Source organism: Gordonia araii NBRC 100433, from assembly GCF_000241265.1.
Taxonomy (GTDB): domain Bacteria; phylum Actinomycetota; class Actinomycetes; order Mycobacteriales; family Mycobacteriaceae; genus Gordonia; species Gordonia araii.
Genome location: NZ_BAEE01000012.1, coordinates 1 through 15,528, shown reverse-complemented (window position 1 = coordinate 15,528; position 15,528 = coordinate 1). Strand labels below are relative to the sequence as shown.

The following is a 15,528-nucleotide window of genomic DNA, read 5'->3' as shown; positions in this document are numbered from 1 at the left end:
TTCAACTAATTCTAAGAAGAGTGAACTTGAGCGCTGGTGTAGGCTAATGCGCCAAAGACTGATACATCAGTTCATCCGAAACAAGGGGGTGGTGGACCGATGGCACGAGCATCAGTCCCCAATCGTGTGTGGGCGGCCCGCAAAGGGCTGGCCCGAGCAACGGCCGATATGGCACTGCCGCGTGTCCGATCATTGGAACCGGACGGCAAAGTCTTCCTGATCACGGGCGGCTCGTCGGGCATCGGCGAGGCGTGCGCGCGCCGATTCGTGCGGGCCGGCGCCACCGTCGTCCTGGTGGCCCGCGACGCCGAGAAGCTGCGCGGTACCGCGGAGGACATCGCGGCCGAGTTCGACGCGGCCGAACGCGTCAGCTGGTGGGCCGGCGACGTGACCGACGAAACGCGCATCCGTCAGATCGTGGAGTTGGCACTGGAACGACACGGCCGGATCGACGTGCTGATCAACAACGCGGGACGGTCGATCCGGCGCGGCGCGGCCCACGCGGTCAACCGCAGCCACGACTACCGCAGGACGATGGAGGCCAACTATCTCGGCGCGGTCGTCTGCACACTGGCGGTGCTGCCCGGCATGATCGAACGCCGGAGCGGCCGGATCGTCAACGTATCGAGCATCAGCACGCAGGTGTACAGCCCGCGCTACAGCGCATATGTGGCGAGCAAGGCGGCCCTCGACGCGTTCGGCGAGGTCATCGCCGGCGAGGTGGCGACGCGCGGCATCACGGTCAGCTCGGTCAAGGTGCCACTGACCAGAACCCCGATGATCGAACCGTCGCGCAAGGTTCAGCCGGCGCCGACGATCAGCCCGGAACAGGCAGCAAAGCTGATCGATCGGGCGGTCCGCTACGGGCAGCCGACGGTATCGACGGCGGCCGGCCGGATCGGCGGGCGCTTCGCGCTGATGTTCCCCAGGTGGGCGCGGCTGGCGCGGCAGGTCGAGTATCTGGCACTGCCCGAGTCGGCCGCCGCGGTGCCGCGGCCGGAACGCGAGATGACCGACGACGACGGTCCGTCGGAACCGGCGGCCGGCCGGTCGGCGTAGTCCGCGTTCGCGACCGGCCCGGATATGACGCCCGAGTCGGGGTCAGCGCAACTCCAGCACGACCGGGGCGTGATCGCTCGCTCCGGGTTCTTTGCGCGCGGCCTTGTCGATGCTCGCGCCGAAGACGCGGTCCTGCAACGCGGGTGAGCAGAGCGTGAAGTCGATGCGCATGCCCTGATTCCGCGGAAAGCGCAGCTGCTGGTAGTCCCAGAACGTGTAGGTCTTCGTCGCACCGAGGTAGGGCCGCGCTGCATCGGTGTAGCCGGCGCCGGCGAAAGAAGCGAAGGCGGCGCGCTCGTCGTCGGTGACGTGGGTCTTGCCGGCGAATTCGGCGGGATCCCACACATCATCGTCGGTGGGTGCGACGTTCCAGTCACCGGCGAGCGCGATCTGCGCGGCCGGGTCGTGGGCGAGCCACAACGCCGCCCGGTCGCGCAGGGCGGCGAGCCAGTCGAGCTTGTAAGTGAAATGCGGGTCGTCCGGCGCGCGGCCGTTGGGCACGTAGAGACTCCACACGCGCACCCCGTCGCACACCGCGGACATGGCCCGAGCTTCGGTCGTCCCGCCGTGCGCCGGCTGCCCCTCGAAGCCGTACTCGACCGAGTCGAGCCCGACGCGCGAGGCGATCGCGACGCCGTTGTAGCCGCCGTCGCCGGTGAACGCGACATCGTAGCCGGCGGCCAGGAAGCTCATCACCGGAAAACCGTCGTCGGTGCACTTGGTCTCCTGCATCGCCAGGACGTCGACATCGGCCGCCTGGGCCCAGCCCACCACCGCCTCCGACCGCGCGCGGATCGAGTTCACATTCCACGTAGCCAGCCGCATACTCGCCTCAGCCCACCGTCACGACGTCGGCACCGGCCGCGGACCACACCCGCCCGGTGGCCGCCTCCTCGGATCGCCGGGCCAGCAGCAGCACGCCGAATTGACGATCGGGGGCGTACTCGTCGGCGTAGAAGGCGATCGACCCGGCGAACCACGCCAGGTCGTCCGGCGAATCCTCCAGCAGCACCGCCGGGTGGGTGATCTCGGTGAGATATCCGCGACCGGTCTCGGGCAGATCGCGCATGACGTCGTCGAAGGCATCCTTGTTGGCGCCGAAGTGGGCGGGAAAATCCCACGCCTTCGCCATGCAGCGGTACAGGCCGGCGAGGGTGCGCGCATCGCGGGCGTCGATGCGCCGAACGAGGACGCCGGGAAGATCCGTGCGCGGGACGCGGGATTTCGCCGGCACGGCGCGCAGCGCGATCGCGGGCCCGCCGGCCGCCGTTGCGTCCAGAAAAACGTCGACACTCGTATCCGCGGTGCTCATCGGGGGTTTCCTCGCTGCTCGGGGCCTCTGATCCGGTGGAAGGACCGGTAGTGGTCCAGGGTGTACCACGCCGACCCGTCGGCTCCGGTGATGATCCGCTCGGCGTCACGGCTGCGGCCCGGCCGTTTCGGGTTCACATCCCACTCCCGGTAGCTGGCCCGCGCACCGGTGGAGTCGGTGCGCGGTAACAGGGCCTCGTTGTTGCGGAACGTGCGCCCGCCGCGGGTGCCGGGCGCGTTGGCCGCTTCCGGCCACTGCCCGGCGTCGATGAGGTCGAGCGTGCGCTGGACCCGGTCGGGGACCGGCCCGTGCTGTCCGGCGGCGGCCGGGCCACCGCGCTCCGGCGCGGTCGGACCCGACGGCCCGAATCCGCCCAGCAGCCAGAGGAGCCCGACCACGAGCAGTACGGCGAACAGTCCGACGCCGAGCCAGGCCGGGGCAGCTGAGTTCTTCTGGCGCATCGGCTTGAGGTTAGCCGTCAGCGGCCGAGGTCGCGATAGGTCACCCGGTGGTGCAGCGCGAAGCCGTCGGCGCGCAGCGCACGACCGCGTTCCCGATCATCGGCGGCCACGGTGACGATGTCCGATTCCGTGCCGTCCGGGGCGACCCGAACGAGCCGGTGAAACTCGCCGCCGAACGCGGTCCCCGCGACCGCACCGGTGACCAGGCGTTCGGGCAATTCGACGAGGGGCGCCAGGTCGCGGTGGGCGTACCACTCGCGCAGCGCGGCCACCGACGCCGAATCCAGTCGCGCGCCGATCGCCGCGGGGACCGCGGTGTTCACGGGGACACCCGGCTCTGCTGCCTCCCCGGCACCCGCCCGGGCTCGCCAACCGAGGAGCTCGGCTGTTTCTGCTGCGTCAACGGCTCGCATGGCGATGTCGCGGATCTCGCTGTTGCGCACCGCGCGGTAGGGCAGTAGGCGCACCGAGGCGATGAGGTCGGCTGGCAGGCGCACGAGGTCGTCGTCGGCCACCGCTGCCGGGGCGACCCGGGTGAGGACGAGAGGGGTCTCACCGTCACCGGATTCGACGACGACGCCGGTCACGTCGGACAGCGTCGCGCCATCCGATGCGCGCCAGTCGCCCGGCGCACCGGGGCCGAGGCGGTAGCGCACGACGACGCGATCCCCGACGAACGGCGTCCCGGTCATCGGTTCAGTCGTCGTGTCCGAACGGGTCCGGCTGCTCCCCGGGCAGCCAGGTGAGCCCGGGTACACCCCAGCCGTTGCGTTTGATGGCCTTTTTGGCGGCTCGGGCGTTGCGGCCGAGGAGCACGTCGACGTAGAGGAAGCCGTCGAGGTGCCCGGTCTCGTGCTGGAGCATCCTGGCGAAGAATCCGTTGCCCTCGATCTCCACCGGCTCACCGGTGCGGTCGACACCGGTGACCCGCGCCCACTCGGCCCGCCCTGTGGGAAAGCTCTCCCCCGGCACCGAGAGGCAGCCCTCGTCGTTGTCGTCGGGGTCGGGCATCGTCTCGGGGATCTCCGAGGTCTCCAGCACGGGGTTGATGACCTCGCCGCGGCGGCGCACCGACGCGCGAGACTCACCGGCCGGACAGTCGTAGACGAACATCCGCTTGGCAACGCCCACCTGGTTGGCGGCCAGGCCGACACCGTTGGCGGCATCCATGGTCTCGTACATGTCGTCGAGGAGCGCGATGTCGTCGGCGGACGGCCGGCCGTTCTCGTCGAGGACCACCGGCGCCGTCGGCTGGTGCAGCACCGGCTCGCCAATGATGCAGATCGGGAGAATCGCCATGCCGAATAGATTACGCAGTTCGTTTGGGCCGTCGGCAATCTGGGATGGCGGCAAACACGGCGCGTCACGGTGCGGCTCGACGGCGTGCGCGTGGTTAGATAACTACCGAGTCACACCGGCGTGGAGCGATCCCCGCGGTACCTGACAGCAAGATTCTCAAGGGAGTGTGATGGACGGGGCGACTGCGCGAAGCCAGCAGAGCCACAAGGCGGGGGCAGATGCCAACCTTGACCCGAATGAGGTCGGGTCGGACGGTTTGTCGCGCCGGGAACACGAAATCCTGTCGTTCGAGCGGCAGTGGTGGAAGTACGCCGGTGCCAAGGAAGACGCGATCAAAGAGCTGTTCGGGCTGTCGGCGACGCGCTACTACCAGGTGCTGAACGCACTCGTCGACCGCCCCGAGGCGCTCGCGGCCGACCCGATGCTGGTCAAGCGTTTGCGCCGGCTGCGCGCGTCGCGCCAGAAGGCCAGGGCCGCGCGGCGGCTCGGATTCGACCTCTCCGAGTAGGCGGCCCGGCTTCCGCGGGCGCTGAGATACAGTTGCCCTGATGACTTCCGAACGCGAATCCAATCGCTTGCCGCTGCGCGCCGGCGCCATGCTGCTGCTGGCCGTGGCCGTCGTGTTCTTCGGTCTGGGAGCGCACAGCCTGGCGACCGGATCCGGCGACGACGCCGAGCCGGCCCCGACGGCGCAGACCACGGCCCAGCAGAATCCCGCGCCCGCCTCGGGCGAGAGCAAGGCGGCGGCGCCGTCCGCCGACGCCTCGTCGACGAAGGTCTGCGTCGTCAACGCTGGCAACGTGAGCGGCCTGGCCGGATCCGTCACCGATCAGCTCAAGACGAAGGGCTACCAGACGGCCGAGCCGGACAACCTCTCGTCGAGCACTCTGAGCGAGAACACGATCTTCTACCGCGCCGGCGACGAGGCCGCCGCTAACCAGATCGCCACCGATCTCGGTGGCGGCTATAGCGTCGAGCAACGATCGCCCAACCAGACCAGACTGCCCGCGTGCACCGGCGGCGTGCTGGTCATCGCCGTCACCGAATGAGAGGTTCTGTCATGACAGCCACCGTCGTTTCCCGAAAGTCCGTCGCGGTCGTCGCCGCGGCAGCCGCCGTCGGGCTCGCCCTCGCGGGCTGCTCGAACGCCGAGGAGCCCTCGGACGTGAAGGGCACCACGCCCACCGTGGTGACCGGCGACAAGGGAGCGCCGGGCGGCGCCGAGCAGGGCGGTCACGGCGAGGAGCACGCCGGCGAGCAGGCCACCGCCAAGATCATCGACGTACAGCGACGCGAGATCGGTACCGCGGTGTTCACCAAGGCCGAGAAGGGCGTCAAGGTCGTCGTCACCGTCAAGGAAGGCCTCGAACCCGGCTTCCACGGCATGCACATCCATGCCAACGGCGTCTGCGATCCGTCCGGCGCCGAGCCGTTCTCCAGCGCGGGCGGCCACCTTCAGGTCGGCGGACGCACCGAGCACCCGTCCAGCGGAGATCTCGTGTCGATCTACATCGGTGAGAACGGCGGCGGGACCACGACGACGTCGAGCGAGGCGGTGACGCTGGAGCAGATCAAGGGCAAGGCCCTGGTGATCCACGCCGGTGCCGACAACTTCGGCAACATTCCCGACCGCTACAGCGCCGACGGCCGGCCCGGCCCGGACAAGAGGAGCCTCGACACCGGCGACGCGGGCGGTCGTGCCGCCTGCGGTGTGATCAGCGCCGGCTGACCGAATGGTGGACTCCGGCGATCCGTTCGCCGCGTCATCGGCTCCGCGCCGTCACCCGCTGACCTATCCGGGCCAATGGCCCGAGTTCTCGGCGGTCATCGCCGCGAACCGGATGTGGGAACTGAACGACCGCGACGGTTTCCCGCTCGCCTGGGAGCAGACGCCACCGGTGCGCCTCGGTGTGTGCCGGGTGCGTGACGTGCGGGCCGCCGACCGGCCCGACAACGCGGCGCTGCAGTTGGGCCGGCTCGCCGAGGACCTCCGATTCGGCACCATCGACAATCGCGTGCCGGTGCTGGCGATCGGCTCCAACGCATCGCCCGCGCAACTGCGGTTCAAGTTCGCCGACCGTCCCGAGGCGCTGTTCGTGCCACAGGTCCGCGCGCGGATCCGGGGTGCCAAGGTCGGCTACATGGCGACGGTCTCCCGCTTCGGCTACATCGCCGCGACCGTGTACCCCGAACCCGGTTTCGAGACGACGCTGGTCGTCCAGCTTCTCGACGAACGCCAGCTCGTCGAACTCGACAAGTCCGAGTCACCGGGATACCGGCGGGTGTGGCTCGGCACCGAGCAATCGGTGGACGTGCTCCTCGAGACGGGGGAGCGGTTACCCGGTGTGTACGCCTACGTCGCAGAGGGCGGAGTGCTCACCGATGCCGACGATGAGCCCATCGCGATGGCCGTCCCCGGCGATCCCGTCCCCGGAGCGCTCAACCAGGAGCAGGTGCTCGAGGTCGCCCAGCGCGCCGGGGTGCGGGAGGACAATCCGTTCTACGACTTGCCCGACTGCATGGGGGCCGAACCGCTGCGCTACGGGAGTCTGCCGCGCCAGGGACCGATCGAGGATGCGGGAACGGCGGAACCCGGCGAGACCCTGTTGTGGGCGGATTCGAGCCCGGACGGGCTGAATCGCGGTGGGAAATCGGTGGTTCGCATAGCGCGCGGGGATCTGGCGAAGCTGGGCAGTCCCCGGCTGGTGTCGATCCGGTCGGCGGCGCTCGCCGCGCTGCACGGCGATGCCGCGCCGTCCGCGCTGGCCGCCGTACATCCGTACGACCCGCACGATCCGGCCGAGCCCGAGCAAGGCCACACCCAGATCGACCATGTGCTGCGGATGGCCTGCGGCATCGAGCGCGGCGATGCCGTCGCCGTCCGGCCGGCCTACGTCGACCGCGACCGTAAGATGGACTGGCTGCTGGGAAAGCCGACCTATCTAACGATGCGCGTCACGCTCGCCGACCCGGCGACCACCGAGCGCGATGTCGTACTGATGCCCAGGCTGGCCATCGACGTGCTCGGCATTGAGAGCGGCGACTACGTCGTGATCGAGGGAACCCCGGACGAGAACGGCGATGTGCCGACGGTGGTGCTGAAGGTCTTCGAGGTCCCTTCCGACGTCGAAGACATGCGCCGCAAGGTCACCGGTGGGTCGTGGGGCACTCGCTTCCCGGCCGCCAACGAAACCCTGGGGTCCAATCCCGAACTCCCGCTGGCGTTCATCGACGCGGAGTTGCGGGCGCGGCTGGGCGTCAACCGCCAGACCCTGGCGACGGTACGGGCCCGACCGGGGCGCCTGCACCGCTTCTACGTCGAACTGCGCGAGATCCTGCTGGTGCTCGCGGTGGCCCTGCTCGGTGTCGTCACCGTGGTGAACGACGCGACCGTGCAGATGGGTCTCATCGTGCTCCTGGTGGTGCTGTCGATGGTCCTCGTGTTCGGCCGGATGCGGCGCAGGCTGTCGCACCGCTCCGACATCCGGCGGCACCGCAAGCGCCGGCGGCGCTGAGCGGTCACTTCTCGTCGGACGTCGGCACTTCGGTGGGCGAACGCGTGAGGCCGCTCGCGGCCCGCTGCTCGCGGTAGGCGAGCTGGCCGATCCGCTGGGCCACGACCGGTGCCGTGATCAGCGCGAAGAGCCCGGCGAGGACGAGCATTCCGATATCGACGTTGCCGCCCAGCCGGATGCCGGCGCCGGTCAGCACGAGCAGCAATCCGAAGGTCTGCGGTTTGGTGGCCGCGTGCATGCGCGAGAGGGTGTCGCGGAAGCGGATCAACCCGACCGATGCGGTGAGCGCGATCAGCGACCCGGCGATGACCAGGACGGTACTGATGATTTCTGGAATGGTCATCGTTTATCGTCCCGGACTCGGAATCGGGCGACCGCGATCGACCCGACGAAGTTGACCAGTGCGATCGCGACGATCGCCGAGACCACCGACGAATCGCCGCTGGTACCGGCCCACAGCGCCAGACCGCACATCGTCAGCGCGATCGACATGTCGAGCGCGATGAGGCGGTCCAGGGTGGTCGGGCCGCCCAGCACCCGCGTCGAGGCCAGGATGCCGGCGATCAGCAGCATGGCCGCGGCGACCAGCCACAGGATGTCCATGGTGCTCATCGCGGCTCCCTTCCGTCGGCGTCGCGCTGCGCCAGGACGCGGTTGTGGTACTCGTCGTCGATCCCGTGGTACGGGCTCGGGTGCCATTCGCTGTCGCGCTCGAAAGCGTGGATGAACGCGCGTTCGATGAACTCGATCTGCTGGTCGAAGCGCGCGACCTTCTTCGGCGACGACAAGTCGAAGACGTGGATGTAGAGCAGGCGGCGGCGGTGGTCGATTTCCACGACGAGGGTGCCGGGGACGAGGTTGATGTAGTTGATGGCCAGGGTCAGCACCATGTCGGACTTGATCGCAACGCGCCGGCGCACGACGGCCCCGAGCGGCGGGCGGCCCGGGCGGATCGCCGCCCACGCCACCTGGAGCGACGACAGGAAGAAGTCCCGGATCAGCCGCAGGAGCAGCAGCGTGATCGACACGGGGTGCAGGCGGCCCTCGACCGGGACGCGCGGCAACGGAAGCAGCGCCATGATGCCGATCGCCACGGCGAGGCCGGCGAGGATGTTGGCCCACGAGATGGTGCCCCACAGCAGGACCCAGACGAACGTCAGCCACGACGCGGTCCAGATCCGGACGCCGACCTCGCGAAGATCGGTGCCGAGCCACTCGGGGACCTTGACGCGGTCGGCGATCCACACGAAGGTCGTCCCGACCGCCCAGAACAGGGCCAGCAGGGTCAGTCGCCACGCGTTGATCAGTGCCGATCGCATCAGCGCCCCCCCGCCGGGTTGTCCGGATCGCCGATGTCCATCACCGCGCGGATGTACACCTTCGGATCGACGATGTCGGCTGCGGCGCGGTCGGCGTAGTTCATGATCGGCCCCGCCCACACCGTCATCGCCAAGCCGACGGCGACCATGGCCGCGGTCGGGACGACCATGCCGGGCGGCATCGACCCGACGTCGTCACGGTCGGAGTAGGCGATATCGGTGGCCGAACTCTCATCCATGAGCGACGAGGGGCGCTCGTCGGACAGATCGCCCTCGGGGGCGTCGGCGCGGGCCCGCCAGAAGCCCTTGGTCCAGATGCGGGCGACGACGTAGAGGGTGAGCAGACTGGTCACCAGGCCGCCGATGACGAGCGTCCAGGCGAGCGCCGATCCGTCGACGGCACCGGCCTGCAGCAGCGCCACCTTTCCGATGAATCCGGAGAACGGCGGAATGCCGCCGAGGTTCAGGGCCGGAATGAGATAGAGGATGCCGAGTACCGGACTGGCGATCAGGCCGCCGAGGCGGCGCAGCGACGCCGACCCGGCCTGGCGCTCGATCAGGCCGACCACTAGGAACAGCGTCGTCTGCACCAGAATGTGGTGCGCCACGTAGTAGATGGCCGCCGCCATGCCCAGCTGCGACGACAGCGCGACGCCGAACACCATGTAGCCGATGTGACTGACCAGGGTGAACGACAGCAGTCGTTTGATGTCGGATTGGGCGATCGCACCGGCGATGCCGACCAGCATCGTGAGCAGACCGGCGATCATCAGCACCGAGTCCATCGACCCGCCGGGGAACAGCAGCGTGTGCGCGCGGATGATCGCGTACACACCGACCTTGGTCAGTAAACCGGCGAACACCGCGGTGACCGGGGCCGGGGCGGTGGGGTAGGAGTCGGGCAGCCAGGTCGACAGGGGGAACACGGCTGCTTTGATGCCGAAGGCGACCAGCAGCACGGCGAACAGCGCGTTGCGGGTGCCGTCGGGGACCTCGCCGCTGTTCAGCCGGATCGACATCTCGGCGAGGTTGAGCGTGCCGGTGGTGGCGTAGGCGAAGGCGATGCCGATCAGGAAGATCAGCGACGAGACCATCGACACCATCACGTACATGGCCCCGGCGCGCACGCGGTCGGCGCTGGCGCCGACGGTGAGCAGCACGTAGCTCGCGGTGAGCAGCACCTCGAAGGAGACGTACAGGTTGAACAGGTCGCCGGCCAGGAAGGCGTTGCACACGCCCGCGCACAGGATCAGATAGGTCGGCTGGAAGATCGACACCGGCTGTGCCTCGGTGCCGTCGCGCAGACCCTGGCCGATGGCGTAGAGGATGACGGCGAGCAGCACCGTCGCCGACACCACCAGCATCATCGCCGACAGGTGGTCGACGACGAGGGTGATGCCCAGCGGGCCGAGGCGCTTCGTCCGTTCACCGCCGACGGTCGAGTCCCAGCCGCCGATGGCGATCGCCTGGGTGCCGTGCTTGCTGACGCCGAACAGCATCAACAGCGAAGCGCCGAGCGAGAGGCTGATGGCGACGACCGTGACGACGCGTTGCAGGCGGGCGCTGCGCCCGGCGACCAGGGCGATCGCCGCGCCGATCAGCGGCACCAGCGTCGGCATGACGATCAGTACGGGGAACCACGAGAGGGGCACGGTGAAGTTCACTGGTCGGTCCCCCGTTCGCCGGGCTCGGACGCGGGGCTCTCGGCGTCGTCCTCGTCTTCGTCGGGGGCGTGCAGTTCGTCGACGACGTCGTCGTCGTCCGCGACGAGGAGGTCGGTCTCGATCACCGTGCGGTGCAACTCTTCGAACTCCTCGGGAGTCAGCGGATGCCCCTGGTCGTCGAACAGGTCGCCGGCGACCGTGTCGGCGAGGGTCAACGGATCATCGCTGCGGTCGCGGTCGCCGGCCGTCTCCAGGGAGCCGGTGAGGATCTTGAGATCCTCCGGGTCGTCCTCGACGTCGTCGTCGTCGCGGTTGAGGACGAACAGGCGGTACACCAGCGCCAGCACGAAGGCGGCGACGCCCATCATGATGACGATCGCCGTCAGGATCATCGCCTGGGCGAGCGGGTCGGCGTCCTCGGTGCGGCCCGCGACCTCCTGGCCCCGGATCGGCGGGTTGCCGCTGTTGCCCGCGATCACCAGGATCATCACGTTGACCGCGTTGCCGACGAGCATCAGCCCGAGCAGCATCTTGATCAGCGAGCGGTCCATCAACAGGTAGGCACCGCAGGCGATGATGCCGCCGAGGACGATCAGGAGGGGGACGTTGACGCTCATCGAACCTCCCCTTCGGTGTCGAGGCGCGCGCCGAGGCTGCGCAGGATGTCGAGCACCAGGCCGACGACGATCAGGTAGATGCCGAGGTCGAAGAACAGCGCCGTCACGAGCTTGACGTCGCCCAGCACCGGCAGCGTCACCTCGAACATCGCCGACGAGAGGGCAGGCGCCCCGAAGAACAGCGAGGTCACCGCGGTACCCGCCGAGACGGCCAGGCCGGTGCCCAGAATCGTTCCGGCCTCGATCGGCAGCGCCTCGCCGAGTTCGTAGCGGCCGCCGGCGAGGTAGCGCAGCACCAGTGCCAAGCCCATGGTCAGGCCGCCGGCGAACCCGCCGCCCGGAGCGTTGTGGCCGGCGTAGAACAGGAACACCGACAGCACGACCATCGTCGGGAACACCAGTCGTGTGGTGGCCTCCAGCACGAGGGAGCGGTGCCGCGGATCGCGCAGGTCGCTGCCCAGCAGCCAGGTGGTGCGGTCCGACGGCATCAGGTCGTCGGCGGTATTCGCGTCGGCCACGCGGGGGGCGGCCCCGAACCGGCGGTCGCGGAACACCATCGACGCGACACCGGTGGCGGCGACGATCAGCACCGAGACTTCGCCGAGGGTGTCCCAGGCGCGGATGTCGACGAGCAGCACGTTGACCGCGTTGGCGCCGTGGCCGATGGTGTAGGCGAGGTCGGGGATGACCTCGTGGAGCGGTCGCGTCGAGCGGGCGGCGGCCGCGAACACCGCGATCACCACGACCGTCGCGCCGACGGCGACGGCGATGATGATCCGGGCGACGCGGTCGAGTCCCAGCGAGCGGCGGGCCTGGCTCTCGGCGGGTAGCTTGCGCAGCACCAGGACGAAGATGACCAGGGTCAGCGTCTCCACCAGAGCCTGGGTCAGTGCCAGGTCGGGGGCGCCGTGCCGGGCGAAGAGGAAGGCACAGCCGTAGCCGTTGAGGCCGATCGCGATGACCGCGGCGAGGCGGTTGCGCAGGACGGCGACCCCGACCGCCGCGGCGAGCATGAGCAGTGCGACGACCGCCTGCGTCGGGGCGTCGAACCCCTGTGGATGCAGGACCGAGCGCGCGCCGGTGAACAGCGCGGCCATGGGCAGGACGACGGCCGTCGCCAGGATCACGCCCTGCGTGACCGGCAGCGAACCGCGCTGGGTGTTGCGGGTGATGGCGAGCGAGGCAGCGTCGACGGTGCGCAGCACCCAGTCGTACACGCGGTCGGCGTTGACCACCGGTGGCCGCACGAACAGGTGGTCGCGCATGGAGCGGACGAGGAGGAAGGCGCCGACGCCGCCGACCATGGCGATCATCGAGAACATGAGCGGCAGCCCGAAGCCGTGCCACAGGCCGAGGTGCTCGAGCTTGCGCCCGTAGGTCGGAAGGGTCTTGGCGTACGGCTCGAAGATCTCGCCGAACCAGCCGGCGGCGAAGGCGGTGCCGATTCCGGCCACCGCCAACACGGCCGGGGGGAACAGGAACATCGGGTGCGGGCGGTGGGCCCGGCTCACCGCGAGGCTGGGTCCGGGGCGCACCTTGCGGCCGAATGCCCCCCACAGGAATCGGGTCGTGTACGCCATGGTGATGATGGCGCCGGTCAACAGCACAAGGTCGATGCCGCGGGCCTGCCAGTCGGGCAGGGCGCTCGACGCCCAAATCGTCCCGAACGCGGCCTCTTTCGCGACGAAACCGAAGGTGAACGGCAACCCCGCCATGCTCGCCGAGGCGACCGCGGCGATCAGGGCGAGGACCGGCATCTTCTGGCCGAGGCGCGCCAGCTTGCGCAGGTCCCGGGTACCGGTCGAGTGGTCGATGATGCCGACGACCATGAACAGGGCCGCCTTGAACATCGCGTGCGCCACGAGCATCGTGATGCCGGCCAGCGCCACGCTGGCGTCGCCGAAGCCGAGCAGCACCATCAGGAACCCGAGCTGCGACACCGTCCCGAAGGCGAGGATCAGCTTCAAGTCGAGCTCTCGCAGCGAGCGCCAGCCGCCGACGAGCATGGTGACCGCGCCGAGGCCGAGAACCAGGACCTGCCACACCGGCAGGGTTGCGAAACCGGGGGCGAGGCGGGCGACCAGGTAGACGCCGGCCTTGACCATCGCGGCGGCGTGCAGGTAGGCGCTGACCGGGGTCGGGGCGGCCATGGCTCCGGGGAGCCAGAAGTGCAGCGGGACGATGGCGGACTTGGACAGCGCGCCGATGAGGATCGCGGCGATCGCGAGGTCGACGTAGACCGAACTCGCCGGCGGATTGGCCAGGAGATCGGAGAGGAGGTAGCTCCCGGTCCGGGTGCCCAGGGCGATGATGCCACCGAGCATGGCCAGGCCGCCCAGCGTCGTGACCAGCAGTGCCTGCGTCGCGGCGCGGCGCGAGGAGGCGCGCACCCCGTAGAAGCCGACCAGCAGGAAGGACAGGACCGTGGTGATCTCCCAGAACACGTAGAGGACCAGCATGTTGTCGGAGATGACCAAGCCGAACATGGCGGTGGCGAAGGCGAGCATCTCGCCGCCGAAGACCGCGACGCGCGGGCGCATCGAGTCGAAGTAGTGCGCGCAGTAGCAGAGGACCAGCGCGCCGATGCCGAGGATGAGAACGGACAGGACTGCGGCGAGGGTGTCCATCCTCATGTCCAGCGTCATGTGCAGACGCGGGATCCATTCGGCCGATTCGGTTAGCGGCTGGCCGTCGGTCGGCCAATTGGCGACGACCCAGACGAGGGCGGCGGCCGGAGCGAGCGCGATGACGTAGAAACCCTTGGGCCCTAGACGCCACACGATGGCCGGCGCGACGAGCGCAGCGACCGAAAGTGTGAAAAGGGTAACTATCACGGGCGCTCCGGCGAGATCGGTCGACTTCGGTCATCGGCGGGGTGTCACTTCGGAGTCACCCGCGGTTCTTACCCTACCGTTGCAGGTATGACGCGTTTTCGTTCAGGTCGCCGCCGCGGGCCGCTCGTCTTCTTCATGGTGCTGTTCCTCGCCGTCGCGACCGGACTCGTCGGTGCGTGCGGGTCGTCGGAGTCCGGCCCGACCGGCGACGTCGCGCTCCCGGCCGATTTCCCCGCCAAGGATGTGCCGCTGCTCGACGGTCGGCTCATCCAGGCGAGCGGGTCGCGCGCCGACGGGTGGTCGTTGACCGTGCAGGGTCAGCTCGGCGGGCCGAACGTGCTCGACGCCGCCGTCGAGACCCTCACCGAGGCCGGCTTCACCGAGTCGAGCCGAACGGAGGAGGGCGGGACGCGCACGGTGATCCTGTCGGCCAAGAAGGGCGACGAGACCTACTGGGTCACGGTGGGCAGTTCGCCGCGTGCCGCCGGTGGGCCGAACTCGGTGTTCTATCAGGTCAACGTGGATCGGGCGGGCTAGCCGGACGCGACGGCGGGCGGCGCAGCCCCAGCCGCGCCTGCGACTTGGCGATGATCGGCCGGCGCCTGCTCGTCTGGCGGCGGTGTGCGCGCCGCTCGGCGGGCAGCGAATCCCAGTGCTCCGGGCGAGCCGCCACCCAGCGCCTGCCCCACCAGGCGAACGGGATGTGCGCCAGGTAGGCGGCGATGATGATGCTCATCAACGTGTACGGGTAGGTGACGAGCAGGGCCGCGGCCGCGGCGAAGAGCACCAGGGCCGGGGCCACCGCGCGGCGCGACAGCTTCGTCGTCGCCTTCAGCGAGGAGGTCGGTACGCGGCTGATCGCCAGGAAGGCCGCGAGCAACGTCCAGGCCGCGACCATCGGGAAGGAACTCCACCAGCCGTCGCCGAGTCCCTGGTGCAGCCCGAGCGGGCCGAGGGCGATCAGCGCGGCGGCCGGCGCGGGCACGCCGACGAAGAAGTCGCGGGTGTAGCCCGGTGCGTTCTCGTCGTCGGAGAGCGTGTTGAACCTGGCCAGCCGCAGGATGATCGCGCAGCAGTAGACCAGGACGATGGCCCAGCCGAGATCCTGGCCGGGCATCAGCGTGATCGACAGCAGCAGGGCGGGCACGACGCCGAAGTTGATCGCGTCGGCGAGGGAGTCGAGTTCCGCGCCGATCTTCGACGTCGCGTTCATCATGCGGGCGACGCGGCCGTCGATTCCGTCGAGCAGGGCGGCGCCGACGACCAGGGCCAGCGCCAGGTCGATGTGGTTCTCGGCCGCCAGACGCACGGCGGTCAGCCCGGCGCAGACCGCCAGGATGGTCAGCGCAGAGGGAATGACGACGCGCGCCGACCTGGCCGACGAGTTCTCCCGATCCTCCCGATCGCTTCTGGTACGGCGCTTTTCGCGGCGGCTGCCGGCGACTCTC

General features: G+C 69.4%; 18 protein-coding genes. 6 read left to right on the top strand and 12 right to left on the bottom strand.

Annotation, left to right across the window (positions count from 1 at the left end; all coding sequences use genetic code 11):
• Positions 1-99 precede the first annotated feature (99 nt).
• Positions 100-1,059 (top strand): SDR family NAD(P)-dependent oxidoreductase, encoded by a 960-nt coding sequence (locus tag GOARA_RS01690; RefSeq protein WP_007320545.1) that lies wholly within the window; start codon positions 100-102, stop codon positions 1,057-1,059.
• 42 nt (positions 1,060-1,101) lie between these two features.
• Here the strand turns inward: GOARA_RS01690 and GOARA_RS01685 are convergent, their stop codons facing one another.
• The 5 genes from GOARA_RS01685 to GOARA_RS01665 are packed head-to-tail and all read right to left on the bottom strand — an operon-like array spanning position 1,102 to position 4,131.
• On the bottom strand, positions 1,102-1,884 hold the full coding sequence (locus tag GOARA_RS01685) for an exodeoxyribonuclease III (RefSeq protein WP_007320544.1): 783 nt from the start codon (positions 1,882-1,884) through the stop codon (positions 1,102-1,104).
• Between the two features lie 7 nt (positions 1,885-1,891).
• Positions 1,892-2,371: a barstar family protein gene (locus tag GOARA_RS01680; RefSeq protein ID WP_007320543.1), complete on the bottom strand. Its 480-nt coding sequence runs from the start codon at positions 2,369-2,371 to the stop codon at positions 1,892-1,894.
• Positions 2,368-2,832 (bottom strand): guanyl-specific ribonuclease, encoded by a 465-nt coding sequence (locus GOARA_RS01675; protein WP_007320542.1) that lies wholly within the window; start codon positions 2,830-2,832, stop codon positions 2,368-2,370. Before GOARA_RS01675 ends, GOARA_RS01680 begins: the two co-directional genes overlap by 4 nt.
• Before the next feature lie 17 nt (positions 2,833-2,849).
• Positions 2,850-3,524 (bottom strand): GNAT family N-acetyltransferase, cg3035/Rv0428c family, encoded by a 675-nt coding sequence (locus GOARA_RS01670; protein ID WP_007320541.1) that lies wholly within the window; start codon positions 3,522-3,524, stop codon positions 2,850-2,852.
• Between the two features lie 4 nt (positions 3,525-3,528).
• Positions 3,529-4,131, bottom strand: a complete 603-nt coding sequence (locus GOARA_RS01665) for a peptide deformylase (RefSeq protein ID WP_007320540.1) — start codon at positions 4,129-4,131, stop codon at positions 3,529-3,531.
• A gap of 169 nt (positions 4,132-4,300) precedes the next feature.
• Between GOARA_RS01665 and napA the strand changes: the two genes are divergently transcribed.
• Genes napA through GOARA_RS18745 form a run of 4 tightly spaced genes read left to right on the top strand, consistent with a single transcriptional unit; the run spans position 4,301 to position 7,646 of the window.
• Complete coding sequence (gene napA / locus GOARA_RS01660) at positions 4,301-4,639, top strand: nucleoid-associated protein NapA (protein ID WP_007320539.1); 339 nt, start codon at positions 4,301-4,303, stop codon at positions 4,637-4,639.
• 40 nt (positions 4,640-4,679) lie between these two features.
• Positions 4,680-5,180 carry a LytR C-terminal domain-containing protein gene (locus GOARA_RS01655; RefSeq protein ID WP_007320538.1) on the top strand — a complete coding sequence of 167 codons (501 nt, stop codon included), beginning with the start codon at positions 4,680-4,682 and terminating at the stop codon, positions 5,178-5,180.
• Between the two features lie 11 nt (positions 5,181-5,191).
• Entirely contained in the window at positions 5,192-5,860 is a 669-nt protein-coding gene (locus GOARA_RS01650) for a superoxide dismutase family protein (RefSeq protein WP_007320537.1), read from the top strand.
• Positions 5,861-5,864: 4 nt separating this feature from the next.
• Entirely contained in the window at positions 5,865-7,646 is a 1,782-nt protein-coding gene (locus GOARA_RS18745; protein WP_138947486.1) for a hypothetical protein, read from the top strand.
• A gap of 4 nt (positions 7,647-7,650) precedes the next feature.
• Here GOARA_RS18745 and GOARA_RS01640 read toward each other — a convergent pair whose 3' ends face one another.
• The 6 genes from GOARA_RS01640 to GOARA_RS01615 are packed head-to-tail and all read right to left on the bottom strand — an operon-like array spanning position 7,651 to position 14,080.
• Entirely contained in the window at positions 7,651-7,989 is a 339-nt protein-coding gene (locus GOARA_RS01640; protein WP_007320535.1) for a monovalent cation/H(+) antiporter subunit G, read from the bottom strand.
• Positions 7,986-8,249, bottom strand: coding sequence for a monovalent cation/H+ antiporter complex subunit F (locus GOARA_RS01635; protein ID WP_040521432.1), 264 nt, complete (start codon positions 8,247-8,249; stop codon positions 7,986-7,988). Before GOARA_RS01635 ends, GOARA_RS01640 begins: the two co-directional genes overlap by 4 nt.
• A 5-nt stretch (positions 8,250-8,254) precedes the next feature.
• A complete protein-coding gene (locus GOARA_RS01630; RefSeq protein ID WP_007320533.1) occupies positions 8,255-8,965 on the bottom strand; it encodes a Na+/H+ antiporter subunit E in 711 nt (236 codons plus the stop codon).
• On the bottom strand, positions 8,965-10,584 hold the full coding sequence (locus GOARA_RS01625) for a Na+/H+ antiporter subunit D (RefSeq protein ID WP_050947127.1): 1,620 nt from the start codon (positions 10,582-10,584) through the stop codon (positions 8,965-8,967). Before GOARA_RS01625 ends, GOARA_RS01630 begins: the two co-directional genes overlap by 1 nt.
• Before the next feature lie 41 nt (positions 10,585-10,625).
• Positions 10,626-11,246: a Na(+)/H(+) antiporter subunit C gene (locus tag GOARA_RS01620; RefSeq protein WP_007320531.1), complete on the bottom strand. Its 621-nt coding sequence runs from the start codon at positions 11,244-11,246 to the stop codon at positions 10,626-10,628.
• Positions 11,243-14,080 carry a Na+/H+ antiporter subunit A gene (locus GOARA_RS01615; protein ID WP_007320530.1) on the bottom strand — a complete coding sequence of 946 codons (2,838 nt, stop codon included), beginning with the start codon at positions 14,078-14,080 and terminating at the stop codon, positions 11,243-11,245. Before GOARA_RS01615 ends, GOARA_RS01620 begins: the two co-directional genes overlap by 4 nt.
• Positions 14,081-14,167: 87 nt before the next feature.
• Between GOARA_RS01615 and GOARA_RS01610 the strand changes: the two genes are divergently transcribed.
• Positions 14,168-14,617, top strand: a complete 450-nt coding sequence (locus GOARA_RS01610; protein WP_040521419.1) for a hypothetical protein — start codon at positions 14,168-14,170, stop codon at positions 14,615-14,617.
• Here GOARA_RS01610 and GOARA_RS01605 read toward each other — a convergent pair.
• Positions 14,595-15,528: CDP-alcohol phosphatidyltransferase family protein (locus GOARA_RS01605; protein WP_245548328.1), on the bottom strand; the 934-nt coding region annotated here is incomplete at its 5' end. The two genes, GOARA_RS01610 and GOARA_RS01605, sit on opposite strands and share 23 nt — an antisense overlap.

What these genes read in the sequence shown, in the direction of transcription:
- GOARA_RS01630 (WP_007320533.1), bottom strand. Translation starts at nt 8,965, where the DNA reads ATGCGATCGGCACTGATCAACGCGTGGCGACTGACCCTGCTGGCCCTG.
- GOARA_RS01675 (WP_007320542.1), bottom strand. Translation starts at nt 2,832, where the DNA reads ATGCGCCAGAAGAACTCAGCTGCCCCGGCCTGGCTCGGCGTCGGACTG.
- GOARA_RS01690 (WP_007320545.1), top strand. Translation starts at nt 100, where the DNA reads ATGGCACGAGCATCAGTCCCCAATCGTGTGTGGGCGGCCCGCAAAGGG.
- GOARA_RS01670 (WP_007320541.1), bottom strand. Translation starts at nt 3,524, where the DNA reads ATGACCGGGACGCCGTTCGTCGGGGATCGCGTCGTCGTGCGCTACCGC.
- GOARA_RS01625 (WP_050947127.1), bottom strand. Translation starts at nt 10,584, where the DNA reads ATGCCGACGCTGGTGCCGCTGATCGGCGCGGCGATCGCCCTGGTCGCC.
- GOARA_RS01685 (WP_007320544.1), bottom strand. Translation starts at nt 1,884, where the DNA reads ATGCGGCTGGCTACGTGGAATGTGAACTCGATCCGCGCGCGGTCGGAG.
- GOARA_RS01610 (WP_040521419.1), top strand. Translation starts at nt 14,168, where the DNA reads ATGACGCGTTTTCGTTCAGGTCGCCGCCGCGGGCCGCTCGTCTTCTTC.
- GOARA_RS01650 (WP_007320537.1), top strand. Translation starts at nt 5,192, where the DNA reads ATGACAGCCACCGTCGTTTCCCGAAAGTCCGTCGCGGTCGTCGCCGCG.
- GOARA_RS01635 (WP_040521432.1), bottom strand. Translation starts at nt 8,249, where the DNA reads ATGGACATCCTGTGGCTGGTCGCCGCGGCCATGCTGCTGATCGCCGGC.
- GOARA_RS18745 (WP_138947486.1), top strand. Translation starts at nt 5,865, where the DNA reads ATGGTGGACTCCGGCGATCCGTTCGCCGCGTCATCGGCTCCGCGCCGT.
- GOARA_RS01620 (WP_007320531.1), bottom strand. Translation starts at nt 11,246, where the DNA reads ATGAGCGTCAACGTCCCCCTCCTGATCGTCCTCGGCGGCATCATCGCC.
- GOARA_RS01640 (WP_007320535.1), bottom strand. Translation starts at nt 7,989, where the DNA reads ATGACCATTCCAGAAATCATCAGTACCGTCCTGGTCATCGCCGGGTCG.
- GOARA_RS01665 (WP_007320540.1), bottom strand. Translation starts at nt 4,131, where the DNA reads ATGGCGATTCTCCCGATCTGCATCATTGGCGAGCCGGTGCTGCACCAG.
- GOARA_RS01680 (WP_007320543.1), bottom strand. Translation starts at nt 2,371, where the DNA reads ATGAGCACCGCGGATACGAGTGTCGACGTTTTTCTGGACGCAACGGCG.
- GOARA_RS01655 (WP_007320538.1), top strand. Translation starts at nt 4,680, where the DNA reads ATGACTTCCGAACGCGAATCCAATCGCTTGCCGCTGCGCGCCGGCGCC.
- napA (WP_007320539.1), top strand. Translation starts at nt 4,301, where the DNA reads ATGGACGGGGCGACTGCGCGAAGCCAGCAGAGCCACAAGGCGGGGGCA.